Here is a 24,785-nt window from a genome sequence, read left to right on the forward strand (position 1 = left end):
ATGTTGTACGACAACCTACAACAAATGATTAACACCAAAAATCCAAAAACAATCCTGGTGAAATGATGAAAGTCAAAGGCATCCGCTGGTGGATGGTCGGGCTCGTGACGGCTGGCCTGATGGTTAACTACCTCGCTCGAAATACCTTGTCAGTGGCCGCGCCGACTCTGATGAGCGAAATGAACATCTCCACCGAGCAGTATTCGCACATCGTGGTTGCCTGGCAGGTGTGCTACGCGCTGATGCAACCGGTGGCCGGGTACATCATTGATGCCATTGGCACGAAGATGGGTTTTGCGATTTTCGCGTTCGCCTGGTCGATTGCCTGCGCACTCGCGGCGCTGGCGACGGGTTGGCAAGGGCTGGCGTTTGTCCGGGGCCTGCTCGGATTGACCGAAGCCGCGGGGCTGCCGGCGGCGGTCAAAGCCTCTACCGAATGGTTTCCGGCCAAGGAGCGTTCGGTCGCCATCGGCTGGTTCAACATCGGTTCCTCGATTGGCGCACTGCTGGCGCCGCCACTGGTGGTCTGGGCGATTCTGCACAGCGGCTGGGAACTGGCGTTCCTGATCGTCGGTGGCCTCGGCGTGGTCTGGAGCTTCCTGTGGGTGATCCTCTACAAGCATCCGCGCAACCAAAAGCGCCTGAGCGACGAAGAACGGGATTACATCCTCAGCGGCCAGGAAGAACACTTCAAAGACCCGACGGCCCAAAAAGGCAGCTGGAAAAAAATCATCGTCAGCCGAAATTTCTACGCCATCGCCAGCGCCCGGATGCTCTCCGAACCTGCCTGGCAGACCTTCAACGCGTGGATTCCGCTGTACCTGATGACTGAACGGCACATGAACATCAAAGAGATCGCGATGTTTGCCTGGCTGCCGTTTCTCGCCGCCGACCTTGGCTGCGTACTCGGCGGTTATTTAAGCCCGCTATTCCACAAACACCTGAAAGTATCGTTGTTCACTTCGCGCAAAATGGTCTTGCTGTTCGGCGCCTCGTGCATGATCGGCCCGGCCTGCATCGGCCTGGTAGCCAGCCCGTATACCGCCATTGCGCTGTTGTGCATCGGTGGTTTCGCCCACCAGACATTGTCCGGCGCGCTGTATGCGATCACCTCCGACTCGTTCGGCAAAAATGAAGTGGCCACCGCCACGGGCATGGGCGGGATGTTCGGTTACCTCGGCGCCGCCGCTTTCACCCTGGTGTTCGGTGTGATGGTGACCCAGATCGGTTACAGCCCGTTGTTCGTGGTGCTGGCGATTTTTGACATCGTCGCCGCGTTCATCGTCTGGACCGTCGCCCGTGAACTGAAGTCTCAGGCGGTTCCAGGGCCTCAATCCGGACAGCAAACACTGCAACCCGTCAGCTAAAACGCAAAAAACTGTAGGAGCGAGCTTGCTCGCGAAAGCGGCACATCATCAACGGAGTTGTTGAATGTGATCCTCTTCGCGAGCAAGCTCGCTCCTACAGCTGCCGGTTCAACGCGCTATGCTGCCGACTCTGTTATCGACCGAGACGCCGCCATGTCCACCCCGAGCATGACCCTGTACCACAACTCCCTCTCGCCTTTCGTTCGCAAAGTCATGGTGCTGTTGCACGAAACCGGTCAACAGGACCGCGTCGCCCTGCAAAACTGCGTACTCACACCAATAGACCCGGACCAGACGCTGATCGACGATAACCCGCTGAGCAAAATCCCCGCCCTGCGCCTGGCTGATGGCAGCGTCATCCATGACAGCCGCGTGATCCTCGATTACCTCGATCACCAGCACGTCGGTAACCCGCTGATCCCCCGCGAAGGCTCCGCCCGCTGGCGCCGCCTGACCCTGGCCTCCCTGGCCGACGGGATCATGGATGCCTCAGTGATGGTGCGTTATGAAGTCGTCCTGCGCGCCCCGGAGAAACAGTGGGACCAATGGCTCGACGGCCAGCGCGACAAGATCCGCCGTGCCCTGGCGCTACTGGAGAAAGACGCGATAGCCGAGCTGACCAGCCATTTCGACGTGGCGGCAATCAGCGTCGCCTGTGCGCTGGGTTACCTGGATTTGCGCCATCCGGATCTGGCATGGCGCGACGCCAATCCGCAGCTGGCAGCGTGGTATTTCGAGGTGAGTCAACGACCTTCGATGCTGGCGACGATGCCGAAGGTTTAGATCTTCGCAGGCTACACGGGCCTCATCGTCGGAACGCCGCCCGGAGCAGGCTTGCTCCCACCGTTGAACTGTGGCGTACACATTTCTTGTGTTCACCGCAGATCCCTTGTGGGAGCGAGCTTGCTCCGGGCGGCGTTCCGACGATGGCACTACACCGAATCAAACGAAAACACCCCGGCAATACGCGTCGCTGGCACCTCCCCAACTCTTCAGCAGGATGAACACGCGTAGCGCCCCGAACGACAGCGACGAGCTCATCAACTTTAGCGAGCAACTCAATCAGCAGTCGGGCTTATCCGCCGTAAACCGACGAGCCGGATTCACCGCCGCGCCAAATTCACGCAACGCCTTGGCACCAATCAATAGCGGGTAGTTAAAGCTGCTGCGATCCGTCAGGTTGACCTCGACCGTGCGCTTGACGTTGCCCAGGCACAACTCCAGATCCACCACTGGCCGTTTGGTGGGCGCGGCCGTGTCTTCATCCTCGCCCTCTTCGGAGCGGGTCTTGATCTTGCTGATGCGTGCGACCTTGTGTTCATAGACCTTGTTGCTGGCGTCCTTGGTACCGAGGCGGAAACGTACCCAGGTCTCGCCGTCGCGGGTGAAGGTTTCGATGTCTTTGGCCGACAGTGAAGCGGTCAGGGCGCCGGTGTCCATTTTGGCCTTGAGCACTTCGCCGCCGATTTCCGGCAACGCGATGTATTCGTAGCGCCCGTACAGGGTCGGCTCGGCGGCCAGAACCGGCAGGGCCACCAGGGAAAGCAGTGCGAGGAGCGATTTCACGTAATGGGGCATCCTTGGGGAAATTAGGGTGTCGATCGCGGGATTTTAGACCGTCAGCAAAGAATTCGTTCGTTCTTCAGATCCCTTCGCGAGCAGGCTCGCTCCCACAGGTTTTGCGTACTACCTGCTCGCGAAGGGATCAAAACATCACCGCAGCCATTTGATCTGTTTAGTATCAGTCCAGCATAACGAGCTCAAGGTGAAACATTCGTCACCACCGATTTGGCCTGCTGCCTGAAGCTGCTTATCATGGCGCGCCCAAACGCTTTCAAGAGTTACTTATGCGCCGCCTGCTCACCGGCTGTTTCGTTACCCTGCTGCTGTTGCTCAATACCTTGGTCCTGTTCGGACCGTTGATGGTGTTTGCCCTGCTCAAACTGGTCCTGCCCGGCCGCTTTCGCGATTTTGCCTCATGGGCGGTGATGTGGATCGCCGAGACCTGGGCCGAGATCGACAAGCTGATCTTCCGCCTGTGCATTCCCACCCAATGGGACATTCGCGGGGGTAACGAGCTGCGCAGTGACACCTCGTATCTGGTGATCAGCAACCATCAATCCTGGGTAGATATCCCGGCATTGATCCAGACCCTCAACCGGCGCACGCCATTCTTCAAGTTCTTCCTCAAGAAAGAACTGATCTGGGTTCCGTTCCTGGGCCTGGCCTGGTGGGCACTGGACTATCCGTTCATGAAGCGCTACAGCAAGGCGTTTCTGGCGAAGCATCCCGAATGGGCGGGCAAGGATCTGGAGATCACCCAACAAGCCTGCGAGTTGTTCAAGCGTCAACCGGTGACGGTGGTCAACTACCTGGAAGGCACCCGGTTCACTGCGGCGAAAAACGTTCAGCAGCAATCACCGTTTACTCACTTGCTCAAGCCCAAGGCCGGTGGCGTAGCGTTCGTGCTGGCGGCGATGGGTGAACAGCTGGACGCCATCCTTGATGTGACGGTGGTGTATCCGCAACAGCAGATTCCGGGGTTCTGGGATTTGCTCAGCGGCAACGTGCCGAGGATCATCATTGACATCAAGACCCGCGAACTCGATCCGGCGCTGTGGCAGGGCGATTATGAAAACGATCCGGTGTTTCGCCAAACCATCCAGAACTGGGTCAACCAGCTCTGGGTCGAGAAGGACCAGCGCATCGACGTATTGCGCGCCGAAGCCATTGAATCAGCTACCGGTACCGGCACCCCAGATTCCGCCAAGGCTTTCCAGCAGTGAACCGCCAAGGCCCTGATCGCCGAGGTATTTGAGGATCACCGGGGCAAACTGGCCGACCATGCTGTCGTCCATGCCCAGAGCGCCGAACGCGCTGTCCAGGTCACTGGTGTTTTTCACGTTGCCCAGTGCGTTCCCCAAGCCGGCCGACTTGTCGGACGATCCAAGCAAACCGCTGAGCGCGCCCAATTGACCGACGCCCGACAGCATGTCCAGCCCCGGCACGCCTTTGGCCAATTGCGAGTAGTCAGTAGAACTCAATTGATTCTTCGCCAGGCCCAACATCGCCCCGGTGCCGCCGATGGCCTGCTCTGGAGTGACGTTCAGTTGCGAGGTCAGCACATCGAGCAGACCTGCCGTTTCCGAGGTGGGTGCGGCGGTTGTTGCTGCGTTGCCGCCCTGCATGCTCGAGGCTGCCTTGGTCACATCATCCAGGCTGAAACCGGCGAAGACCGGGCTGGCCGCCAGACTCATCAGCGAAGCCAATGCAAAACCGCGTGAAATCTTCATCCAGACATCCTCTTGTGTCATGAAAACCGCCCATCGATGGGCGGTGAAAAAAACTGTCCGTTGGACTGGTATCCCGAAGGATTGTTCCCTGCCCCCCTGTAGGAGCGAGCTTGCTCGCGATGGACTTGAGTGCAACGCGCTGGTCCAGGAAGTACGCGTCATCGTTGACGTCCATCGCGAGCAAGCTCGCTCCTACGGAGAAAAAAATTCTCCTGCGCTGCATCCGGTCCAGTCCCCGCCACGTATATCAAGCACGGACAGACATTCCTGGCCGATTCTCCCCACAAAGGATCATCACCATGAAACGCACTTCGATCAAAACACCGTTGATTGCCAGCCTGCTGACCCTGGCCCTTGGCGGCGGACTCGCCCTGAACGCCGTGCAAGCGGCAACCATGAGCCACGACACCGTCATGGTCGGCGGCCAAACCATGCTGCCAAGCAAGGACATCGTCGATAACGCGGTGAACTCCTCCGACCACACCACGCTGGTGGCGGCAGTGAAAGCGGCCGGTCTGGTCGACACCCTCAAGGGCAAAGGCCCATTCACTGTATTTGCCCCGGTCAACTCGGCCTTCGCCGCCCTGCCCGCTGGCACCGTCGATACCCTGCTGAAACCGGAAAACAAAGCCACCCTGACCAAAATCCTCACCTACCACGTGGTCGCCGGGAAACTCGACATGGCGACCCTGGCCGAGAAGATCAAGGCCGGTGGCGGCAAGACCGAACTCACCACCGTCGCGGGCGGCAAGCTGTGGGCGATGATGAACGGCCCGCACAACATCACCATCAAGGATGAAAAAGGTGACGTCGCCGACATCACCACCTACGACGTGTACCAGTCCAACGGCGTGATTCAGGTCATCGACAAAGTGTTGATGCCAAAAAGCTGAGCAATGCCGTCGCCCTCGCACAGCGGGGGCGACGGTTTTCCGAGGTGTCCCCCGTGAATGGAACAACGGCGCGCCGTGAACTAACCTCTGCCTGCAACCGGCACCGCGCGCCGCCTACCGTCACTGCCTCGACTGCCAGGAGAACCACTATTTCCATCGCCGACGCCGATCAGCTCAGGCGGCTTCTGGCCCAGTGTTCACTGGGTGACCGCCGCGCGTTCGAGACGCTTTACCGCAGTGTCGGCCCGCGCTTGCATGGCGTGGCTCTGCGTTTCATGGGGCGTTCGGATCTGGCGGAAGAAGTGCTGCAGGAAAGTTTCGTGCGCATCTGGAATAACGCCTCGCGCTACGAATCGCATCTGTCGGCACCACTGACGTGGATGATCAACATCACTCGCAACCAAGCCATCGATCAGTTGCGCAAACACCGCGACCGGCCGCTGACCGATCTCGAAGAACAGGCGCTGGTGGATGAAAGTCCCTCGGCCGACGAACAATTAAGCAGTGCCCGCGAGGCCAGTGCCTTGAACCGCTGCCTGGAAAGCCTCGACGGCATGCAGCGTCAATCGATCACCGTTGCCTACTTTCAGGGGTTGTCGTGCTCTGAACTGGCCGAACACCTGGCCGCACCGCTGGGCTCGGTGAAATCCTGGATCCGCCGCGGCATGGAGCGCCTGCGCAGGTGCCTTGAATCATGAACTATCAAACCCCGACCCTGCGCCGCGCCCTCGCCGCCGATTACGCCATTGGCTTGATGCCCGCTGCCGCGCGTCGACGTTTTGAACAGTTGTTGCTGGAAGACGCGGCGCTGCGTGTGGAACTGGCGCAGTGGCAGGAAAGCCTCGCCAGCCTGACCGACGCCCTGCCCGAGCAACCGGTACCGGATCGCGTGTGGCAAGGGATTAAGGCGCGGATAGAACCGCAAGTGCTGCATGTGCCCGAGAAACGTCCGTTCTGGAACTGGTTGCGGGTGACGGCGGCGGTGTGTTCGCTGGTGGTCGCGGTGTCCTTGGGCGTGATCTACAACCGCGACAGTGCACGTTACAGCGCCACGCTGCTCAGCGCCGACGCACAGCCGGCACTGAAGGTCGAAGCGCACGAGGATTATCTGAAAGTCGAAGCGCTGGCGCTGGCCGCGGTTGATCAGGGGCGCAGTCTGGAACTGTGGGCCATTCCGGCGGACGGCAAACCGATTTCCCTCGGGGTGATTCCGGCAGGCGGCAGCGGCAAGGTTGAGCTGAGCGATACGCAGAAAGCGCTGATCGGCAAACCGATTGCGCTGGCGGTCAGTCTTGAACCGAAGGGGGGATCGCCAACCGGGCAACCGACGGGGCCGGTGTTGTATCAAGGTGCGTTGGCAGCCCTGTAATCGATTTTAGCCAGGGAACGAAAACCACCCTTTTGAGCAGCTGGCGAAGCCTGCGTCCGGCTGCGCAGCAGTCGTAATCCGGCAGGCGTGGTCTGCCTGACACCCCGCGAATTCTGATTTTACGACTGCTGCGCAGCCGAACGCAGGCTTCGCCAGCTGCTACGGATTGCGTTGCGGCTTAAGCTTGCCCCTCACCCGTTCCTATCAGTTCTGATAGTAGCCAGCCCCGCCCGATTACCTCACAGTGAAACCCTGAACCAAAGGATTTTCAGGGAGCCCAGCCCATGCAGTCCAACCGCGAAACGCTGCTCTGTCACTACCTCTACGATCCGCTGGATCGGCTGACCGCTTGTACGCCTTCAAAGGAGGCAAGCACTCAGCGCTTCTACCTCAAGGATCGCCTCGCCACCGAGGTGCAAGGCGCGGTGCAGCGCTCGATCGTTCAGCATGAAGATCATCTGCTGGCGCAACAAACACACCAGAACGGCATAGCTAAAACGACCCTGCTCACCACCGATCAGCAACGCTCGGTGTTGAACGTACTCGCAACAGCACGCCCTAATCTTCTTGCTTACACACCTTATGGTCATCGCCTACCAGAGAACGGCTTGCTCAGCTTGCTCGGTTTCAACGGCGAACGGTCAGATCCGGTCACCGGGCATTATTTATTGGGGAATGGTTATCGAGCGTTTAACCCGATGTTGATGCGGTTTAACAGTCCGGACAGTTCGAGTCCGTTTGGGAAGGGTGGGTTGAATGCGTATGCGTATTGTGTGGGGGATCCGGTGAATCGGATTGATCCGACAGGACATATTCCGAGTTTCCTAAAACCTGCGCTGAGAAACCTCGGACTCATAAAAAAATCGATGCCCACCAAACCCTCGATTGTTAGGCAAGTACCCCCTGTTTCCATACAGAACGATGATGGCTTGTATAAACTCGTCGGATACCATGGAACTTCAGCGGAATATGCTGAACGGATGCAAATCACCGGCCCTAAACCCGAATTCGACACAAAGCCCAACCTGTCATTCGGACCTGGCTTTTATACAACATCGAATATTGATAAAGCACAACGTTATGCCAACTCAAAATCCAAGGTAATGTTCGGCAAAAACCCAGATGGACTACTTGCGGCTTATGTGAAGAATCCCTCTACAAAAAAACCAAACGCGGATTACAAATTCATATCTGATGCCGAAGAACTTGTCATAAATCGCCCCATGTACTCGGACGTTCTACTTGTCAGATTTAGAAAGGATGGTTATACGCCAGAACCGGACATTGTTAACATTTTCAATACACAGAACAATAATCAATCAATACGAAAACCATGAGCAATAAAAAAGGGCGACACAATGTCGCCCTTTTAATTGTGCAAAATAATCCTACGCCGCACTAAACAACTTATGCGGATCAATCACAAACTTCTTCGGCACGCCCGCATCAAACTCGCCATACCCACGAGGCGCATCATCCAAGCTAATGACCTCAACCCCGACGATGTCAGCAATATGAATGCGATCCCACATAATCGCCTGCATCAACTGGCGGTTGTACTTCATCACAGGCGTCTGGCCAGTGTGGAAGCTGTGGGATTTGGCCCAGCCCAGACCGAAGCGAATGCTCAGGCTGCCCATTTTCGCGGCGGCGTCCACTGCACCCGGATCTTCAGTCACGTACAGGCCAGGGATACCGATTTTTCCCGCCACACGGACCACGCCCATCAACGAGTTGAGCACGGTGGCCGGAGCTTCGTGTTTCACGCCGTCATGGCCGTGACCGCGTGCTTCGAAGCCCACGGCGTCGACGGCGCAATCCACTTCTGGCTCGCCCAGCAGTGCGGCGATTTGTTCGTGCAGTGGGGTATCGAGTGACAGGTCGGCGATTTCGAAACCCTGGGCCTTGGCGTGTGCCAGGCGGACGGTGTTGACGTCGCCGATGATCACCACGGCTGCGCCCAGTAAGCGAGCGGAAGCGGCAGCCGCCAGACCGACCGGGCCGGCGCCAGCGATGTACACGGTGCTGCCTGGGCCAACTCCAGCCGTCACTGCGCCGTGGTAACCGGTCGGCAGGATGTCGGAGAGGCAGGTCAGGTCACGGATTTTTTCCATGGCGCGATCGCGATCCGGCAGTTTCAGCAGGTTGAAGTCCGCGTACGGCACCATCGCGTATTCGGCCTGGCCGCCGGTCCAGTCGCCCATGTCGACATAACCGTAGGCACCGCCCGGACGCGCCGGGTTAACACTGAGGCAAACACCGGTGTGCATTTCCTTGCAGGAGCGGCAGCGCCCGCAAGCCACGTTGAACGGCACCGACACCAGGTCGCCGATCTGCAGGTTTTCGACGTCGCGGCCCTTCTCGATCACTTCACCGGTGATCTCGTGGCCGAGTACCAGGCCGGTTTGAGCTGTGGTACGGCCACGCACCATGTGCTGGTCGGAACCACAGATGTTGGTGGACACCACGCGCAGGATGACAGCGTGTTCGATCTTCCTGCCGCGCGGGTCCTGCATTTTGGGATAGTCGATTTTCTGTACTTCGACCTGGCCATTGCCGAGATACACGACACCACGATTACCAGACATGCTTTCACCTCGCTGTTGTTTTTATGTAGCGGTCGCGTCGCCCTGGATCGGCGGCGCGTTGATTGCTCGGGTTATTGCTTGTGTCTTTTTGCGTTGTCTGTTGTGCCGCCATCGCGAGCAAGCTCGCTCCCACAGTAGATCGGGGTGTACACAAGGTCTGTGGCCCAACACAAAACCCTGTGGGAGCGAGCTTGCTCGCGATAGCGATCTAAAGAACAACGGTGCGATTGGCGTTCAAAAACACCCTTCTTTCAATGTGATAACCCACCGCCCGCGCCAGGGTCAGCCCTTCGATATCGCGCCCTTTGGCGATCAGGTCTTCCGGGTAATGACTGTGGTCCACCACCTCCACGCCCTGGGCGATGATCGGTCCTTCGTCCAGGTCGTTGTTGATGTAGTGCGCTGTGGCGCCCACCAGTTTCACGCCCTTGTTGTAGGCCTGGTGATACGGCTTGGCGCCCTTGAAACCCGGCAGCAGGGAGTGGTGAATGTTGATCGCCTTGCCGTCGAGTTTCCGGCACAGCTCCGGCGACAGGACTTGCATGTAGCGGGCAAGGATCACCAGTTCAGCACCGGACTCTTCGATGACCTGCCAGACCTGACGCTCCTGGGACGGTTTGTCATTCGGGTCCAGCGGGAAGTGGTAATACGGAATCTGGTGCCAGTCCGCCAAGGGCTTGAGGTCCGGGTGGTTGGACACCACGGCGACCACGTCCATCGACAGTTGGCCGATACGCTGACGGTAGAGCAAATCGTTGAGGCAGTGATCGGCCTTGGACACCATGATCACTACTTTCGGCCGGTGGTGTGGCGGGGTCAGTTCGAAAACCATGCCGAAGGCTTCACCCCGTTCGGCCAAGCCTGTGCGGAACGACGCTTCGTCGAAGCCATCAGGCTGACGGAACTCCACACGAATGAAGAAACGGCCCGAGAGCCGGTCATCGAAGGAATGGTGTTCGGTAACGTAACAGCCCTGCTCGAACAGAAAGCGCGTCACCGCGTCCACGGTGCCGAGAACGCTTGGGCAGTCGGCGGTCAGAATCCATGTGTCTGGGGCGCGGCTCATAGTGCGGTGACTCCTGAGAGGTCTGTAAACGACGCTACCTCTGTAGGAGCGAGCTTGCTCGCGATGGACGTCAACGATAACGCGTACTGCCTGGGTTAACGCGTCGTCCTCAAGTCCATCGCGAGCAAGCTCGCTCCTACAGGAAGGTTGTGATCAAGCCTGGACGCTGAGGCCGTACTCGGCGGCAGCATCCTGCAACCACAACCACCAGTAATCCGAGAAGCTGCGACGGATCAGCAGTTCCCAGGTGTCTTCAGCGGTATGGCGGATCACCAGTTGCGACTTGGCGAACACCGTGCCGACAGCCTTGCCCACCGGGAAGCTGTTCGGGTGCACGTCGTAGCTGGTGGATTTCATCAGCACCTGACGCACCTTCGGGCCGCTCAGTTCGAGCAGTTGCTGGCCGCCACTGACGTTGGTGATGGCGATGTGCAGGTCGCCCAGCGCTTTACGCAGTTTTTGCTCGGCGGCGAATTCCTCGCCGGTCGGCACGATCAGCAGCCATTCATCCGGCCCCATCCATTGCAGGCTGGTTTCGCCTTTGACCACGACAGTCAGCGCGCCCGGCAATTCGATGCCGAGTGCCTTGTGCACACCCGCGGCGAACGCCGCATCGTGGCCATCGCCACGAATGGTCAGGTGGCCGAGGAGTTTTTTCTCACGCACGATCACGCCGGCGTTTTTGCGGCCCTTGCCCACCAGGCTGGCGAGGTCGGCATGATGCAGCGACGACTCGGCCTTGGCCCCAGTGGTTGGGCGTTGTTGGTAAACATTGGCTGCGGTCATAAAGCACCTTTCCTGAATTCTTGCATCTCACCTGTAGGAGCGAGCTTGCTCGCGATGAAGGCCAACGATTACGCGTACTTTCTGGTTTAACGCGTCGCCCTCAAGTCCTTCGCGAGCAAGCTCGCTCCTACAGGGGCTGTGGTGTCAGATGTTCTGGCGATCACCCTTCGGATCGAAGAACACCGAAGAAACGATTTCCGCCTCGATCACGCTGCCGTCGGCCAGCGGTGCGAACACGCGCTCACCCATGCGACTCAAGCCGCCCTTGACCACGCCCATGGCAAACGAATAGCCAAGGGAGTTATGGGCATAGCTGGAGGTGACGTGACCGACCATGCTCATCGGGATGGCTTGCTTGGTGTTGAACACCAGTTGCGCACCTTCCGGCAGCCATTTGGTCGGATCAATCGGCTTCAGACCGACCAACTGTTTGCGCTGATCACGCACGCAGTCTTCGCGGTTCATGCCACGCTGGCCAATCCACGAGAACGGTTTGGTGCGGCCCACACACCAGCCCATGTTCAGGTCGTCCGGGGTCATCGAGCCATCGGTGTCCTGGCCGACGATGATGAAGCCCTTCTCGGCGCGCAAAACGTGCATGGTTTCGGTGCCATATGGCGTCAGGTTGTACTGCTTGCCAGCCTCGACGATTTTTTCGAGCACGCCCATGGCGTAGTCGGCCTGAACGTTGACTTCGTACGACAGTTCACCGGTAAACGAAATCCGGAACACCCGTGCCGGCACACCGCCGACCAGGCCTTCTTTCCAGGTCATGAACGGGAAGGCTTCGTTGCTCAGGTCGATGTCGGTGACCTGGGTGAGCAGCTTGCGGCTGTTCGGCCCGGACAGGGTCATGGTTGCCCAGTGGTCCGTCACGGACGTGAAGTACACCTTCAAGTCTGGCCATTCGGTCTGGTGGTAGATTTCCAGCCATTGCAGCACGCGTGCAGCGCCGCCGGTGGTGGTGGTCATCACGAAATGGTTGTCGGCCAGGCATGCCGTCACGCCGTCGTCGAACACCATGCCGTCTTCTTTGCACATCAGGCCATAACGGGCCTTGCCCACATCGAGCTTGGTCCAGGCGTTGGTGTAGATGCGGTTAAGAAACTCGCGGCAGTCCGGGCCCTGGATGTCGATCTTGCCCAGGGTCGACGCGTCCAGCAGGCCGACGCTGTCGCGCACGGCTTTGCATTCGCGCTTGACCGCGGTATGCAGGTCTTCACCGTTTTTCGGGAAGTACCACGGACGTTTCCACTGACCGACGTCTTCGAACTCGGCGCCGTTCTTCACGTGCCAGTGATGCAGCGCGGTGTGACGGACAGGCTCGAAGATGTGCCCACAGTGACGACCGGCTACGGCGCCAAAGGTGACCGGCGTGTAGTTCGGGCGGAACATGGTGGTGCCCATTTGCGGGATGGTCACGTTCAGCGAACGGGCGGCGATGGCCAGGCCGTTGACGTTGCCGAGTTTGCCCTGGTCAGTACCGAAGCCCAGTGCGGTGTAGCGTTTGACGTGCTCGACCGACTCGAAGCCTTCGCGGGTCGCCAGTTCGATGGCTGCCGCGGTGACGTCGTTTTGCAGGTCGACGAATTGCTTCGGCGCACGTGCGGTGTTCTTTTCGTGCGGCACCTGGAACAGCGCCAGCGTCGGTTCTTCGAGACGGCTCAGGGCTTTGGGCAGTGTGCCTTCAACCACGCTGAAACCGGCTTCGCTGGCGGCACGAGCGCCGCCTTCAAAACCATCGGCCAGAGAATCACCAAGACCATAGACGCCGTTTATGCCGCCGACGCACACGCGTTTCTGCGGAGCTTCGCCCGGTACGAAACCGAGGATGTCTTCACGCCAGATCGGCTTGCCGCCCAGGTGCGATGCCAAGTGAACCACCGGGCTGTAACCACCGGAACTGGCAACCAGGTCGCATTCGAGCCATTCACCGGGGCTGGTCACGGCATGCGATTTAACATCGATCGCGGCAACGCGAGCAGCGGTGACGTGCTTGCTGCCACGGGCCTCGATCACGGCGCTGCCGGTCAGGATGCGGATGCCTTTGGCACGCGCTTCTTCCACCAGCGCACCGCGAGGATTGCTACGAGCGTCAGCGATGGCCACGACTTGCAGGCTGGCATCCAGCCAATCCAGAGCAACGCGGTAGGCGTGGTCGTTGTTGGTCGACAACACCAGTTTCTTGCCCGGTGCCACGCCGTAACGACGAATGTAAGTCGAGACGGCGCCAGCGAGCATGTTGCCCGGCACGTCGTTGTTGCCGTAAACCAGTGGACGCTCATGAGCGCCGGTCGCCAGCACCACACGTTTGGCGCGAACACGGTGGATGCGCTGACGTACCTGGCCAATCGGGGCGCGGTCGCCGAGGTGATCGGTGAGGCGTTCGTGAATGGTCAGGAAGTTATGGTCGTGGTAGCCGTTGACCGTAGCGCGCGGCAACAGCAGCACGTCCGGGGTGTCTTTCAGTTCGGCGATGACGCTGGCGACCCACTCGGTCGCAGGCTTGCCGTCCAGGCTTTCGCGGGAATCGAGCAAGCTGCCGCCGAACTCTTCCTGCTCATCGGCGAGGATCACGCGGGCACCACTGCGAGCCGCCGCCAGTGCAGCGGCCAGGCCTGCGGGGCCACCGCCGACGATCAGCACGTCGCAGTGCTGGTTCATGTAGTCGTAGGTGTCCGGATCGTTCTCGGTCGGCGAGCGCCCAAGACCGGCGGCCTTGCGAATGTACTTCTCGTAAGTCATCCAGAACGATTGCGGGTACATGAAGGTTTTGTAGTAGAAGCCCGGCGGCATCAGCTTGCCGCCGACCTTGCCGAGAATCCCCATCATGTCGTTGTTCACGCTCGGCCAGCCGTTGGTGCTGGTGGCGACCAGGCCCTGATACAGCGCTTGTTGCGTGGCGCGTACGTTCGGGATCTGCGTGGCTTCGGTCGCGCCGATCTGCAGCACCGCGTTCGGCTCTTCGGCACCGGCGGCGAAGATGCCGCGCGGACGGGAATACTTGAAGCTGCGACCGATGATGTCGACACCGTTGGCCAGCAAGGCTGCGGCCAGGGAATCGCCTTCAAAGCCTTTGTAGATCTGGCCGTTGAAGGAGAAGCTCAGCACTTTGTTGCGGTCGATCCGTCCGCCGTTGGACAGGCGATTGATCTGGCTCATACCTTCTCTCCCAGAGCCGTCGTGGCCGCTTTCGGGCTATCGGTCTTGTCAGTGAACTGCGGCTTGGTGCCGATCTTGTAGGTTTCGAGAATCTCGTAAGTCACGGTGTCGCGTGTGGCGTTGAAGTACTGACGGCAACCGGCGACGTGATCCCACAGCTCGTGGTGCAGGCCACGAGGGTTATCGCGGAAGAACATGTAGTCGCCCCACTCCTCGTCGGTGCAGGTGTTCGGATCCAGAGGACGCGGAATGTGCGCCTGGCCGGATGCGTGGAATTCCTCTTCGGAGCGCAGTTCGCCGCAGTGAGGACAGAAGATATGCAACATGGGGATTTCTCCTGTTAGTGGGCAACCGCAGCAGCGCCGTGTTCATCGATCAACGCACCGTTGTGGAAACGGTCGATGGAGAAAGGTGCAGCCAATGGGTGCATTTCACCCTTGGCCAGGCTCGCGGCAAAAACGTTGCCCGAGCCAGGTGTTGCCTTGAAGCCACCGGTGCCCCAACCGCAGTTGAAGAACATGTTCGGTACCGGGGTTTTCGAGATGATCGGGCACGCATCCGGCGTGGTGTCGACGATGCCGCCCCACTGACGGTTCATGCGTACGCGGGACAGCACCGGGAACATCTCGACGATGGCCTGAATGGTGTGCTCGATCACCGGGTACGAACCCCGCTGGCCGTAGCCGTTGTAGCCGTCGATACCGGCGCCGATCACCAGGTCGCCCTTGTCGGACTGGCTGATGTAACCGTGTACGGCGTTGGACATGATCACGCTGTCGATAATCGGCTTGATCGGCTCGGACACCAGCGCTTGCAGCGGGTGGGATTCGATCGGCAGACGGAAACCGGCGAGCTTGGCCATGTGCCCGGAGTTACCGGCAGTCACTACACCGACGCGTTTGGCGCCGATGAAGCCCTTGTTGGTTTCAACACCGATGCACACACCGTTTTCCTTGCGGAAGCCGATCACTTCGGTCTGCTGGATCAGGTCCACACCCAAGGCGTCAGCGGCACGGGCAAAGCCCCACGCCACGGCATCGTGACGGGCCACGCCGCCACGACGCTGGACGGTAGCGCCCATCACCGGGTAACGGGTGTTCTTCGAGCAGTCGAGGTACGGAATCTCGTCGGCCACTTGTTTGGCATCGAGCAGTTCGCCGTCCACGCCGTTGAGGCGGTTGGCGCTGACCCGACGCTCGGAATCACGAATGTCCTGCAGGGTATGACACAGGTTGTAAACGCCGCGCTGGGAGAACATCACGTTGTAGTTCAGGTCCTGGGACAAGCCTTCCCACAGTTTCATCGCGTGTTCGTACAGGTGCGCCGACTCGTCCCACAGGTAGTTGGAGCGAACGATGGTGGTGTTGCGCGCGGTGTTACCGCCGCCCAGCCAGCCCTTTTCGACCACGGCCACGTTGGTGATGCCGTGCTCTTTGGCCAGGTAGTAGGCGGTCGCCAGACCATGCCCGCCACCGCCGACGATGACCACGTCATAGACCTTTTTCGGGGTCGGCGTGCGCCACATCTTCTGCCAGTTTTCGTGATGGCTGAGGGAGTGTTTGAAGAGGCCGAAGCCCGAGTAGCGTTGCATAGTCATTTACTCCAAAACCGCGCTCAGCGATAAACCGGGAAGTCCGCGCACAGAGCCGAAACCTGCTCGGCGACATTGGCCTCGACATCGGCGTCGCCGAGGTTGTCGAGGATGTCGCAGATCCAGCCGGCCAGCGTGACGCACTGGGTCACCTTGAAGCCGCGCGTGGTCACCGCCGGGGTGCCGATACGCAGGCCGGAGGTCACGAACGGCGACTGTGGATCGTTCGGGACAGCATTCTTGTTGACGGTGATGTGGGCGCGACCGAGTGCTGCATCCGCCTCTTTGCCGGTGAGGCCCTGACGGATCAGGCTGACCAGGAACAGGTGGTTATCGGTACCGCCGGACACTACATCGTAGCCGCGTTTGATAAATACGCCGGCCATGGCCTGGGCGTTATCGATCACTTGTTGTTGGTAAGCCTTGAAACCGGGCTCCAGCGCTTCCTTGAAGCACACCGCTTTACCCGCGATCACGTGCATCAGCGGGCCACCTTGGCCGCCGGGGAATACGGCTGCGTTGAATTTCTTTTCCAGCTCTTCGTTGGCCTTGGCCAGGATCAGGCCGCCACGTGGACCGCGCAGGGTTTTGTGGGTGGTGGTGGTGACCACGTCGGCGTACGGCAGCGGGTTCGGGTACAGGCCGGCAGCGACCAGACCGGCGACGTGGGCCATGTCGACGAAGAAGTAGGCGCCAACCTTGTCAGCGATCTGACGGAAGCGCGGGAAGTCCAGGGTCTTGGAGTAAGCCGAGAACCCGGCGATGATCATTTTCGGCTTGTGCTCGACCGCCAGGCGCTCGACTTCGTCGTAATCGATCAGGCCGGTGGTGGTGTCGATGCCGTACTGAACAGCGTTGTAGAGTTTGCCGGAGAAGCTGACTTTGGCGCCGTGGGTCAGGTGACCGCCGTGGGCCAGGCTCATGCCCAGCACGGTGTCGCCCGCATTCAGCAGCGCGAGGTAGACAGCGGCGTTGGCCTGGCTGCCGGAGTGCGGCTGCACGTTGGCGTAATCAGCACCAAACAGTTGCTTGGCGCGCTCGATGGCCAGGGCTTCAACCTTGTCGACGTGCTCGCAGCCACCGTAGTAGCGCTTGCCCGGATAACCTTCGGCGTACTTGTTGGTCAGGCCACTGCCCTGCGCTTCCATGACGCGTTTGCTGGTGTAGTTCTCTGACGCGATCAGCTCGATGTGATCTTCCTGGCGTTGCTCCTCGGCATTCATCGCCGCCAGCAGTGCATCGTCATAACCCTGGATCTGGTCTTTCTTGCTGAACATCGCGTCTCTCCCAGCGGCGGCGGTGCGCCTTTCGTCTCGGTGAGGCACGTCCCTTGCGGTCGTGCCCTTTGATGCGATGGTATGACCGGCGCAGACAGGCCAAATGCCTATGGACGCCACGCAAAGGTGCGTTTACGACATGGACTGAAATGGCTGCCTGAACACGATCCCGGAACACGCTGAGATACCCTGTGGGAGCGAGCCTGCTCGCGAAGGCGGTGTGTCATCCAGCACAAGGGTGACTGACCCGACGCCTTCGCGAGCAGGCTCGCTCCCACAAGGGTTAGGCGATTGCCTGGCGCACCGCGAGCAGTAGAAGGAAATGCAGCGGATACAGGGCGTACGCCCAGCGGCGCATCGGCGGCGGCTTAATGCCTCGGGCATGTCGCAATAGCAACAGCCCAAGCAATGGCGCGATCAGACAAGCGACGATACCGGGGACGGCCGCGTGGTTGCCAAGCCGGGCAGCGTAATACAGCACGTGCCATTGATTCGCTGCCAGACATACCACCCCCGGTAACAGACTGAAATACCAGGGACGGTTGATCACCAGCAGCATCGCCAGCGGCAACAGTACACCGAAGAAGCCGAACATCAGTCGTTCCGAGACCAGTGCCGCCAACGTCAGGGCGCCGACCGCCAGCAGTCTCGACTGAAGCGTCTTATGCTGCCAACCACGCGCCACCAGCAGGCCCAACGTCAACGTGGGCAACACATTGAGGGTGTCGTGCTCAACAATGAACATCCGGTACGGGATTTCGCTGATGGCGCTAAACAGCAACAGCCACCCCAGGTAACGCCACGGCTGGCCAGTCGTCTCTGCGCGGGCCCGGGACAGGTTCGCCGCCATTGCCAGACAGAACCAGGGAAACGCCAGTCGTCCAGGAACAAACAGCAGATCGATGGAGTAGCCGACATATCGCAGGTGATCGAGCACCATGCTCAACACGGCCAGCCACTTGAGCAGATCCAGTGCACCGTCTCGTTGAGTCACGTGCATAATTGCCCGTCGTCTTTGTATTTTTCTGTCAGACACATCGCGTGTGCTCCCCGGATGATCTTCGGTAAAGTGTGCACCATCATTGACCACGGGACGCTTCACCATAGGCGTCTCGATTACGGAAAGCAGGGCCATGACCGATAAGAGCCAACAATTCGCCAGCGACAACTATTCCGGTATCTGCCCTGAAGCCTGGGCGGCCATGGAACAGGCCAACCACGGCCACCAACGCGCTTATGGCGACGACGAATGGACCGCCCGCGCGTCCGACGATTTCCGCAAACTGTTCGAAACCGACTGCGAAGTATTCTTCGCCTTCAACGGCACCGCCGCCAACTCCCTGGCCCTGTCGTCGCTGTGCCAGAGTTACCACAGCGTGATCTGCTCGGAAACCGCCCACGTCGAAACCGACGAATGCGGCGCACCGGAATTTTTCTCCAACGGCTCCAAGTTGCTTGTCGCCCGTACCGAAAACGGCAAGCTGACCCCGGAATCGATCCGCGAAGTCGCGCTCAAGCGTCAGGACATCCACTACCCGAAACCACGTGTCGTGACCCTGACCCAGGCCACTGAAGTCGGCAGCGTCTACACCCCGGAAGAAATCCGCGCCATCAGCGCCACCTGCAAAGAGCTGGGCCTGAACCTGCACATGGACGGCGCACGCTTCTCCAACGCCTGTGCGTTCCTCGGCTGCTCGCCAGCAGACCTGACCTGGAAGGCTGGCGTCGACGTGTTGTGCTTCGGCGGCACGAAAAACGGCATGGCGGTGGGCGAGGCGATTCTGTTCTTCAACCACAAACTGGCTGAAGACTTCGACTACCGCTGCAAACAGGCCGGTCAGCTGGCGTCAAAGATGCGCTTTCTGTCGGCGCCGTGGGTCGGGATTCTGGAAAACGACGCCTGGCTCAAATACGCCCGCCACGCCAACCGCTGCGCGCAATTGCTGGCCGAACTGGTCAGCGACATTCCCGGTGTGGAACTGATGTTCCCGGTGCAGGCCAACGGCGTATTCCTGCAACTGTCGGAACCCGCCATCGCCGCGCTGACCGCCAAGGGCTGGCGCTTCTACACCTTCATCGGCAACGGCGGCGCACGCTTCATGTGCTCGTGGGACACCGAAGAAGAGCGCGTACGTGAATTGGCGGCGGATATTCGCGAAGTGATGTCCCGCTAAGCACGATTATCTGCTTCGACGCAATCTCTGTAGCAGCTGGCGAAGCCTGCGTTCGGCTGCGCAGCAGTCGCAAATCCATATAACGCGGTGTGCATGACGCACCGCGTCGTCTGACTTCACGACGGCTTCGCCGCCGAACGCAGGCTCCGCCAGCTGCTACAGAATTCAGCAGTCATTGAAGGTGCCTGGCGCCGATCAGAACTCGATGCGCACGTCGCCCTTCGGCACGCTGCAGCAAGAAAGAATGAAACCTTCGGCTTCGTCTTCCTCGGTAATTCCGCCGTTGTGCTCCATCTCGACCTCGCCCCCCAGCTTCATCACCTTGCACGTCCCGCAAATCCCCATCCCGCATGCTTTCGGAATCAGCAGGCCGAGCTTCGCCGCCGCCGCATGCACGGTTTCACCGGGCGCCACACGAATGCTCTTGCCGGATGCGGTGAATTCCACCTGATGCAGGTCCGCCAGATCGACTTCCGGCGCGTCTGCGGCAATTTCTGCTTGTTCCACCGCATCGGCACGGGCTTCCGGCGGCGTGGCGCCGAAGGATTCCTCGTGATAACGGGTCATGTCGAAGCCAGCCGCTTCCAGCATGCGCTTGACCGCATTCATATAGGGCGTAGGGCCGCAGCAGAAGACTTCGCGCTCGAGGAAGTCCGGCGCCATCAGCTCCAGCATTTTGTGGTTCAGGTAACCGCGATAACCGGCCCAAGGTTCGCCCAGACCATGTTTCTCGCAAATCAGGTGCAGGCTGAAGTTATCGATCCGCGATGCCATGTGTTCCAGCTCGCGGTGGTAAATGATGTCTTTGGGCGAACGGGCGCTGTGGATAAACACCATGTCGACATTGCCGTTGGTGTCGTAGAACCAGCGCGTCATCGACATGACGGGTGTGATGCCGACACCGCCGCTGAGGTACAGCACCTTCGGCGCCGTGAAGTCCATCGCGTTAAACAGCCCGACAGGCCCGTGCACCGCCAGTTCCTGGCCTTCATGCAGCGTGTCGTGCAGCCAGTTGGAGACCTTGCCGCCCGGTACGCGCTTGATCGTCACCGAAAAGCTGTACGGCACCGACGGCGAGCTGGAAATTGTGTAGGAGCGCATGATCGGCACGCCTTCGATTTCCAGCTCCAGGGTGACAAACTGCCCCGGCTTGAAAAAGAACAGGATCGGCTGGTCAGCCATAAAGCAGAAGGTGCGCACATCCCAGGTTTCCTGGATGACTTTGACGCAACGGACGATGTGTCGACCATTGGCCCAGGTCTGGGTGGTTACTGGATTCAGGAAGCTGTTGGACATGCTGTTCTCCACCGCCGATGCTCGGCCTTATGTTGGCGATTCTGCGTATAGCGCAGATCATCCATTTACCTATCTGCGACATTCACATACTTATCGCGACCAGCCCGCAACTACCGGGGGTTGCGCGTCGGGATCAGATTGGGCCATGTCGCCCATGGATAAGGTTCTGGTCAGCGTCGGCCCCACACTCGCCTCATACCAAGACATAACCTTTACACCTTGCGTAGCAACCCTGATCAGCCACTTTCGCGGCCACACATAATGGCCTTGAGGATTAAATGATGGACGTCACCACTACCCTGAGCCTGGGCGATCCACTGGAACCCGCACGCAAGGCCACCGCGCAGATGCTGCAAGAGCGCGAGCGTACTTTCTCGCTGCCGCAGCCGTTTTACTCTGACGAGCGGCTGTTTGATATCGACATGCAGGAAATCTTCCAGAAAGAGTGGTTGATCGCCGGCATGACCTGCGAGATCCCGACCAAGGGCAACTACCTGACCCTGCAAGTGGGCAAGAACCCGATCATCGTGATTCGCGGCGCCGACGGCGTGGTGCATGCGTTCCATAACGTCTGCCGCCATCGCGGTTCGCGGCTGTGCACCAGTGAAAAAGGCAAGGTTGCCAAACTGGTTTGCCATTACCACCAGTGGACATACGAACTGGACGGTCGCCTGCTGTTCGCCGGCACCGAAATGGGCGACGACTTCGACATGAAGCAGTACGGCCTCAAACCGGTCAACGTGAAGACCGCCGGTGGTTACATCTTCATCAGCCTGTCGGAGAACCCGCCCGCCATTGATGATTTCCTGTCGACGCTGAGCCATTACATGGAACCGTACGACATGGAAAACACCAAGGTGGCGGTGCAAACCACCTTGGTGGAACAGGCCAACTGGAAACTGGTGCTGGAAAACAACCGCGAGTGCTACCACTGCAACGCGTCGCACCCGGCACTGCTGAAAACCCTGCTGGAATGGGACGACGTTACCGACCCACGCGCCGACCAGGCGTTCAAGGACCATGTGGCCGCCTCTGCCGCTGCCTGGGAAGCCGAGAAGATTCCATACGCTCACGCCAGCTTCGGCTTGCGTAACCGCATCGTGCGCATGCCGCTGCTCAAGGGCACCGTGTCGATGACCCTGGACGGCAAGCAAGCCTGCAAGAAACTCATGGGCCGGATCCAGAACCCGGACCTGGGCTCAATGCGCATCCTGCACCTGCCGCACTCGTGGAACCACTGCATGGGCGATCACATCATTGTGTTCACCGTGTGGCCGATCAGCGCGCAGGAAACCATGGTCTCCACCAAGTGGATCGTGCACAAGGACGCGGTCGAAGGCGTGGATTACGACGTCGACCGCATGCGCAAGGTGTGGGACGAAACCAATAACGAGGACCGTCGCCTGGCCGAAGAGAACCAGCGCGGCATCAACTCCACCGCGTACCAACCAGGGCCTTACTCCAAGACCTATGAGTTTGGTGTGGTGAATTTTGTGGATTGGTACAGCGAGCGTCTGTTGAACAACCTCGGCGCCGAGCCTGCGCCTTACCTGAAAGGCGTTCCGGTTCAGGGTTAACTCCCCCTGTAGGAGCGAGCTTGCTCGCGAAAAACCCCAGAGCGCCGCGGGGTATCAGACTTGACGCGTTATCGTTAACGACCATCGCGAGCAAGCTCGCTCCTACAGGGGCTTGCTCGTTTTAGAACTGTACGAAATATGACCTATTACGTTCAGGCCTATACGCAACGTGGCTTCCAGCCTTCAGCAAACAAGTTATCCACACCTCCACCCACAGCTAATGGGGACAAGTGCGGATTTGCCGAAAACTTTCTCCACAGAAACTGAAGAAAATCCGTGACTTATCCAGAACCAGGGTTTTTAACGGCGATTGGCTGTTTTTTGATCGACAGCTTGAAAGGCACGTTTTACATGGGCTGCAGAGGATGGCGAACACCTTATCCACAGAAGCGCCAACAGACTTTGGGGGCAACTTCGGTGGCTCTGTGGAAAACCGCCTCAAGCCGCGATAAATCAAGGCTTGCGCATGATTTATCTGATCAAAACGCCGGATTGATCGTTTTTTAACCGCCAACCTGAAAGGCCCGGTTTGTATGGCCTGCAGCGGACAGCGAACATCTTATCCACAGAAGCGCCAACAGAGATTGGGGGCAAGTATTGGCGCTCCAGCACACTTATCCTCTGGAAAAAGCTCGAAAAAACCGGGAGTTAGGCTGGTTGTTTTTTATACGAAGGCTTGCAGGGCTTGACGGGTATGGTGTGTAGCGAAGGACGAACATGTTATCCACAGAAGCGCTAACAGGGATTGTGGGTAAAAATGCATAACAACTGTAGGAGCGAGCCTGCTCGCGATAGAGGTCTGTCAGTCAACATCATCGTTGAGTTTGATGGCCTCTTCGCGAGCAGGCTCGCTCCCACGGGGATTTTCTTATGCTTAAGGCCGATACATCAAATAGGCTTCCCCCGTCACCCGAATCATCGGATGCGGCGTGATCTGGCAGGTATCGACGATACGGAAGCCATGCCGCTGATAAAACCGGCAGGCGCCGGTATTCGCGGCATAGTCGATCAGGCTCAAGCCGTTGAGCCCCAACTGGTTGGCACGGTCGTAAGCGTAGGCGAGGAATTGTTGGCCCAGGCCCTGATTGCGCCAGCCTTCATGCAACGCCAGGCTCGAAATATAAAGCGTGTCGGGGATTTCCATCGTGGCATACGGCGCCAGGACTGGATCGGTGACGGGAGCCGCCTGTGGATCGTAACGCATCACATAGCTGTGCATCATGCCAATGACCTTCCCTTCTGCCTGCGCTATCACGCAGTTCTGATAGGAAAAATCGACGTCCTCACGGGCGTAACGACTGGCGCCTACGTCCAACAGGTCCTGGCCGGGCTGTGCCAGTTGGCTCCAGATGTAATCCGCAGCGCCCTCCGACGAAATCTGAAACAAACGCGCAATCTCCCGCGCATCGCTGCGCAGGGCCAAACGAAATTCAACTGCCATTTTTTTTCCTTGTGGGAGCCAGCCTGCTCGCGAATGGGGTGGTTCAACCAGCATCAATATTGAATGTTCGGCCCCCTTCGCGAGCAGGCTCGCTCCCACATTATTAGCGCTGCGCCGGTTATCCGTTAGCGAACCACGCCTTCTTCGATCAGCAACTTGAGAATCGCTTCAGCTCCCGCTTGCGCAGTAACGCCTTTAAGCACTTGCCCGCCACCGCCACTGGCCTTGGCCGTCGCAGCTTTCATCCGGTCCGCGCCGCTCTTGGCTTTGATCACCTTCAAGCGTTTGGGCCGTGGCTTGGCCGGTTGCAGGGTCGCCACCGCCAGCAATTCATCGTCGACGACTTCCACCTCATCCGCCTGCAATACCCCGCGGCGGGCCGGGCCGTAGGCGCTTTGCCGAGCCTTGGGCGCGGCGTTATCCACAGTGGCCAGAAACGGCAGGCGCACCTTCAAGCGACGCCGCTGACCACGGGGCAACGCTTGCAGTACCAGGGCCGAACTGCCGTCGATGGATTCCACCTGGGCCAATCCCACCACCAGCGGCCAGCCGAGGCTTTCGGCCAGCAGGAACGGCAACATGCCCGAGCCTTCGCCGGTTTCCGCCTGGCTACCGGTCAGCACGACCTGAGCCCCGGCGTCACGCAAATAGGCGGTCAACGCCGGCAGCGCATCGGCGCCGTCCGGTTGTTCCAGCACATGCAGTTGTTCCAGGCCCATGCCCAAGTAGGCCCGCAGCGCCGGTTCGGCAACGTCCCCGGCATGCAGCACTTGCAGGTTATCCCCCGCCAGTTGCAGGCCCAGTTCCACGGCCCGCGCATCTTGCTCGGCGCGACGTGGCCGGCCGGAGGTCGGGTGGGCGCCGATGGACACCAGGCTGATGATTTTCGTGCTCATAACCCTTTC

23 protein-coding genes are annotated in these 24,785 nt (G+C 59.5%); 10 read left to right on the plus strand and 13 right to left on the minus strand.

Annotated features, from left to right (window positions below; translation table 11 throughout):
* Nucleotides 1-65 precede the first annotated feature (65 nt).
* Both AC1MDT_RS19795 and AC1MDT_RS19800 read left to right on the plus strand, forming a co-directional pair.
* Nucleotides 66-1,367 (plus strand): MFS transporter, encoded by a 1,302-nt coding sequence (locus AC1MDT_RS19795; protein ID WP_480422831.1) that lies wholly within the window; start codon nucleotides 66-68, stop codon nucleotides 1,365-1,367.
* A gap of 153 nt (nucleotides 1,368-1,520) precedes the next feature.
* A complete protein-coding gene (locus tag AC1MDT_RS19800) occupies nucleotides 1,521-2,150 on the plus strand; it encodes a glutathione S-transferase (protein ID WP_480418581.1) in 630 nt (209 codons plus the stop codon).
* 279 nt (nucleotides 2,151-2,429) lie between these two features.
* Here AC1MDT_RS19800 and rloA2 read toward each other — a convergent pair whose 3' ends face one another.
* Nucleotides 2,430-2,933 (minus strand): retropepsin-like aspartic peptidase RloA2, encoded by a 504-nt coding sequence (gene rloA2, locus AC1MDT_RS19805; RefSeq protein WP_480418582.1) that lies wholly within the window; start codon nucleotides 2,931-2,933, stop codon nucleotides 2,430-2,432.
* Between the two features lie 281 nt (nucleotides 2,934-3,214).
* Between rloA2 and AC1MDT_RS19810 the strand changes: the two genes are divergently transcribed.
* Nucleotides 3,215-4,153 (plus strand): acyltransferase, encoded by a 939-nt coding sequence (locus AC1MDT_RS19810; protein WP_480418583.1) that lies wholly within the window; start codon nucleotides 3,215-3,217, stop codon nucleotides 4,151-4,153.
* On the opposite strand, the gene AC1MDT_RS19815 is transcribed toward AC1MDT_RS19810, so the two are convergent.
* On the minus strand, nucleotides 4,103-4,660 hold the full coding sequence (locus AC1MDT_RS19815; protein WP_480418584.1) for a DUF2780 domain-containing protein: 558 nt from the start codon (nucleotides 4,658-4,660) through the stop codon (nucleotides 4,103-4,105). The genes AC1MDT_RS19810 and AC1MDT_RS19815 overlap by 51 nt on opposite strands.
* 299 nt (nucleotides 4,661-4,959) lie before the next feature.
* Between AC1MDT_RS19815 and AC1MDT_RS19820 the strand changes: the two genes are divergently transcribed.
* The 4 genes from AC1MDT_RS19820 to AC1MDT_RS19835 all read left to right on the plus strand — a co-directional run bounded on the left by AC1MDT_RS19820 (nucleotide 4,960) and on the right by AC1MDT_RS19835 (nucleotide 8,259).
* On the plus strand, nucleotides 4,960-5,553 hold the full coding sequence (locus AC1MDT_RS19820; RefSeq protein WP_480418585.1) for a fasciclin domain-containing protein: 594 nt from the start codon (nucleotides 4,960-4,962) through the stop codon (nucleotides 5,551-5,553).
* A gap of 53 nt (nucleotides 5,554-5,606) precedes the next feature.
* A complete protein-coding gene (locus tag AC1MDT_RS19825) occupies nucleotides 5,607-6,251 on the plus strand; it encodes a sigma-70 family RNA polymerase sigma factor (protein ID WP_480418586.1) in 645 nt (214 codons plus the stop codon).
* Nucleotides 6,248-6,922 (plus strand): anti-sigma factor, encoded by a 675-nt coding sequence (locus AC1MDT_RS19830; protein ID WP_480418587.1) that lies wholly within the window; start codon nucleotides 6,248-6,250, stop codon nucleotides 6,920-6,922. The genes AC1MDT_RS19825 and AC1MDT_RS19830 overlap by 4 nt, the downstream gene beginning before the upstream one ends.
* A gap of 284 nt (nucleotides 6,923-7,206) precedes the next feature.
* Nucleotides 7,207-8,259, plus strand: coding sequence for an RHS repeat-associated core domain-containing protein (locus AC1MDT_RS19835; protein ID WP_480418588.1), 1,053 nt, complete (start codon nucleotides 7,207-7,209; stop codon nucleotides 8,257-8,259).
* A gap of 51 nt (nucleotides 8,260-8,310) precedes the next feature.
* Here AC1MDT_RS19835 and fdhA read toward each other — a convergent pair whose 3' ends face one another.
* From fdhA to AC1MDT_RS19875, 8 genes are all read right to left on the minus strand, one after another.
* A complete protein-coding gene (gene fdhA / locus AC1MDT_RS19840) occupies nucleotides 8,311-9,510 on the minus strand; it encodes a formaldehyde dehydrogenase, glutathione-independent (protein ID WP_201115957.1) in 1,200 nt (399 codons plus the stop codon).
* Between the two features lie 208 nt (nucleotides 9,511-9,718).
* Nucleotides 9,719-10,576, minus strand: coding sequence for a formyltetrahydrofolate deformylase (gene purU / locus AC1MDT_RS19845; protein ID WP_480418589.1), 858 nt, complete (start codon nucleotides 10,574-10,576; stop codon nucleotides 9,719-9,721).
* A 153-nt stretch (nucleotides 10,577-10,729) separates the two neighbouring features.
* Nucleotides 10,730-11,362 carry a sarcosine oxidase subunit gamma gene (locus tag AC1MDT_RS19850; RefSeq protein WP_480418590.1) on the minus strand — a complete coding sequence of 211 codons (633 nt, stop codon included), beginning with the start codon at nucleotides 11,360-11,362 and terminating at the stop codon, nucleotides 10,730-10,732.
* Between the two features lie 144 nt (nucleotides 11,363-11,506).
* Nucleotides 11,507-14,524, minus strand: coding sequence for a sarcosine oxidase subunit alpha (locus AC1MDT_RS19855; RefSeq protein WP_480418591.1), 3,018 nt, complete (start codon nucleotides 14,522-14,524; stop codon nucleotides 11,507-11,509).
* The gene (locus tag AC1MDT_RS19860; protein ID WP_480418592.1) at nucleotides 14,521-14,850 is read right to left on the minus strand and encodes a sarcosine oxidase subunit delta; all 330 of its coding nucleotides are present in this window, start codon (nucleotides 14,848-14,850) and stop codon (nucleotides 14,521-14,523) included. Before AC1MDT_RS19860 ends, AC1MDT_RS19855 begins: the two co-directional genes overlap by 4 nt.
* 14 nt (nucleotides 14,851-14,864) lie before the next feature.
* Nucleotides 14,865-16,115, minus strand: a complete 1,251-nt coding sequence (locus tag AC1MDT_RS19865) for a sarcosine oxidase subunit beta (protein ID WP_007947735.1) — start codon at nucleotides 16,113-16,115, stop codon at nucleotides 14,865-14,867.
* 23 nt (nucleotides 16,116-16,138) lie between these two features.
* On the minus strand, nucleotides 16,139-17,392 hold the full coding sequence (gene glyA / locus AC1MDT_RS19870) for a serine hydroxymethyltransferase (RefSeq protein WP_480418593.1): 1,254 nt from the start codon (nucleotides 17,390-17,392) through the stop codon (nucleotides 16,139-16,141).
* Nucleotides 17,393-17,675: 283 nt separating this feature from the next.
* Nucleotides 17,676-18,392, minus strand: coding sequence for a TraX family protein (locus AC1MDT_RS19875; RefSeq protein ID WP_480418594.1), 717 nt, complete (start codon nucleotides 18,390-18,392; stop codon nucleotides 17,676-17,678).
* 133 nt (nucleotides 18,393-18,525) lie between these two features.
* Here AC1MDT_RS19875 and AC1MDT_RS19880 point away from each other — a divergent pair, with 133 nt between their 5' ends.
* Complete coding sequence (locus AC1MDT_RS19880; protein ID WP_480418595.1) at nucleotides 18,526-19,566, plus strand: threonine aldolase family protein; 1,041 nt, start codon at nucleotides 18,526-18,528, stop codon at nucleotides 19,564-19,566.
* 195 nt (nucleotides 19,567-19,761) lie between these two features.
* Here AC1MDT_RS19880 and gbcB read toward each other — a convergent pair whose 3' ends face one another.
* Nucleotides 19,762-20,862, minus strand: coding sequence for a glycine-betaine demethylase subunit GbcB (gene gbcB / locus AC1MDT_RS19885; RefSeq protein WP_480418596.1), 1,101 nt, complete (start codon nucleotides 20,860-20,862; stop codon nucleotides 19,762-19,764).
* A 281-nt stretch (nucleotides 20,863-21,143) separates the two neighbouring features.
* Between gbcB and gbcA the strand changes: the two genes are divergently transcribed.
* On the plus strand, nucleotides 21,144-22,439 hold the full coding sequence (gene gbcA, locus AC1MDT_RS19890; RefSeq protein ID WP_480418597.1) for a glycine-betaine demethylase subunit GbcA: 1,296 nt from the start codon (nucleotides 21,144-21,146) through the stop codon (nucleotides 22,437-22,439).
* Between the two features lie 276 nt (nucleotides 22,440-22,715).
* Nucleotides 22,716-22,946, plus strand: a complete 231-nt coding sequence (locus AC1MDT_RS19895; RefSeq protein WP_480418598.1) for a hypothetical protein — start codon at nucleotides 22,716-22,718, stop codon at nucleotides 22,944-22,946.
* A 367-nt stretch (nucleotides 22,947-23,313) separates the two neighbouring features.
* Here AC1MDT_RS19895 and AC1MDT_RS19900 read toward each other — a convergent pair whose 3' ends face one another.
* Both AC1MDT_RS19900 and etfB read right to left on the minus strand, forming a co-directional pair.
* The gene (locus AC1MDT_RS19900) at nucleotides 23,314-23,880 is read right to left on the minus strand and encodes a GNAT family N-acetyltransferase (RefSeq protein WP_414906218.1); all 567 of its coding nucleotides are present in this window, start codon (nucleotides 23,878-23,880) and stop codon (nucleotides 23,314-23,316) included.
* A gap of 125 nt (nucleotides 23,881-24,005) precedes the next feature.
* The gene (etfB, locus tag AC1MDT_RS19905) at nucleotides 24,006-24,776 is read right to left on the minus strand and encodes an electron transfer flavoprotein subunit beta (protein ID WP_480418599.1); all 771 of its coding nucleotides are present in this window, start codon (nucleotides 24,774-24,776) and stop codon (nucleotides 24,006-24,008) included.
* Nucleotides 24,777-24,785 lie beyond the last annotated feature (9 nt).

This window comes from Pseudomonas sp. ASL7, from assembly GCF_056680375.1.

Coding starts and splice junctions, on each gene's coding strand:
- AC1MDT_RS19820 (WP_480418585.1), top strand. CDS start 4,960: ATGAAACGCACTTCGATCAAAACACCGTTGATTGCCAGCCTGCTGACC.
- purU (WP_480418589.1), bottom strand. CDS start 10,576: ATGAGCCGCGCCCCAGACACATGGATTCTGACCGCCGACTGCCCAAGC.
- AC1MDT_RS19880 (WP_480418595.1), top strand. CDS start 18,526: ATGACCGATAAGAGCCAACAATTCGCCAGCGACAACTATTCCGGTATC.
- etfB (WP_480418599.1), bottom strand. CDS start 24,776: ATGAGCACGAAAATCATCAGCCTGGTGTCCATCGGCGCCCACCCGACC.
- AC1MDT_RS19800 (WP_480418581.1), top strand. CDS start 1,521: ATGTCCACCCCGAGCATGACCCTGTACCACAACTCCCTCTCGCCTTTC.
- AC1MDT_RS19850 (WP_480418590.1), bottom strand. CDS start 11,362: ATGACCGCAGCCAATGTTTACCAACAACGCCCAACCACTGGGGCCAAG.
- AC1MDT_RS19810 (WP_480418583.1), top strand. CDS start 3,215: ATGCGCCGCCTGCTCACCGGCTGTTTCGTTACCCTGCTGCTGTTGCTC.
- AC1MDT_RS19860 (WP_480418592.1), bottom strand. CDS start 14,850: ATGTTGCATATCTTCTGTCCTCACTGCGGCGAACTGCGCTCCGAAGAG.
- AC1MDT_RS19875 (WP_480418594.1), bottom strand. CDS start 18,392: ATGCACGTGACTCAACGAGACGGTGCACTGGATCTGCTCAAGTGGCTG.
- glyA (WP_480418593.1), bottom strand. CDS start 17,392: ATGTTCAGCAAGAAAGACCAGATCCAGGGTTATGACGATGCACTGCTG.
- AC1MDT_RS19835 (WP_480418588.1), top strand. CDS start 7,207: ATGCAGTCCAACCGCGAAACGCTGCTCTGTCACTACCTCTACGATCCG.
- gbcA (WP_480418597.1), top strand. CDS start 21,144: ATGGACGTCACCACTACCCTGAGCCTGGGCGATCCACTGGAACCCGCA.
- AC1MDT_RS19815 (WP_480418584.1), bottom strand. CDS start 4,660: ATGAAGATTTCACGCGGTTTTGCATTGGCTTCGCTGATGAGTCTGGCG.
- fdhA (WP_201115957.1), bottom strand. CDS start 9,510: ATGTCTGGTAATCGTGGTGTCGTGTATCTCGGCAATGGCCAGGTCGAA.
- AC1MDT_RS19865 (WP_007947735.1), bottom strand. CDS start 16,115: ATGCAACGCTACTCGGGCTTCGGCCTCTTCAAACACTCCCTCAGCCAT.
- AC1MDT_RS19900 (WP_414906218.1), bottom strand. CDS start 23,880: ATGGCAGTTGAATTTCGTTTGGCCCTGCGCAGCGATGCGCGGGAGATT.
- AC1MDT_RS19795 (WP_480422831.1), top strand. CDS start 66: ATGAAAGTCAAAGGCATCCGCTGGTGGATGGTCGGGCTCGTGACGGCT.
- AC1MDT_RS19830 (WP_480418587.1), top strand. CDS start 6,248: ATGAACTATCAAACCCCGACCCTGCGCCGCGCCCTCGCCGCCGATTAC.
- AC1MDT_RS19855 (WP_480418591.1), bottom strand. CDS start 14,524: ATGAGCCAGATCAATCGCCTGTCCAACGGCGGACGGATCGACCGCAAC.
- gbcB (WP_480418596.1), bottom strand. CDS start 20,862: ATGTCCAACAGCTTCCTGAATCCAGTAACCACCCAGACCTGGGCCAAT.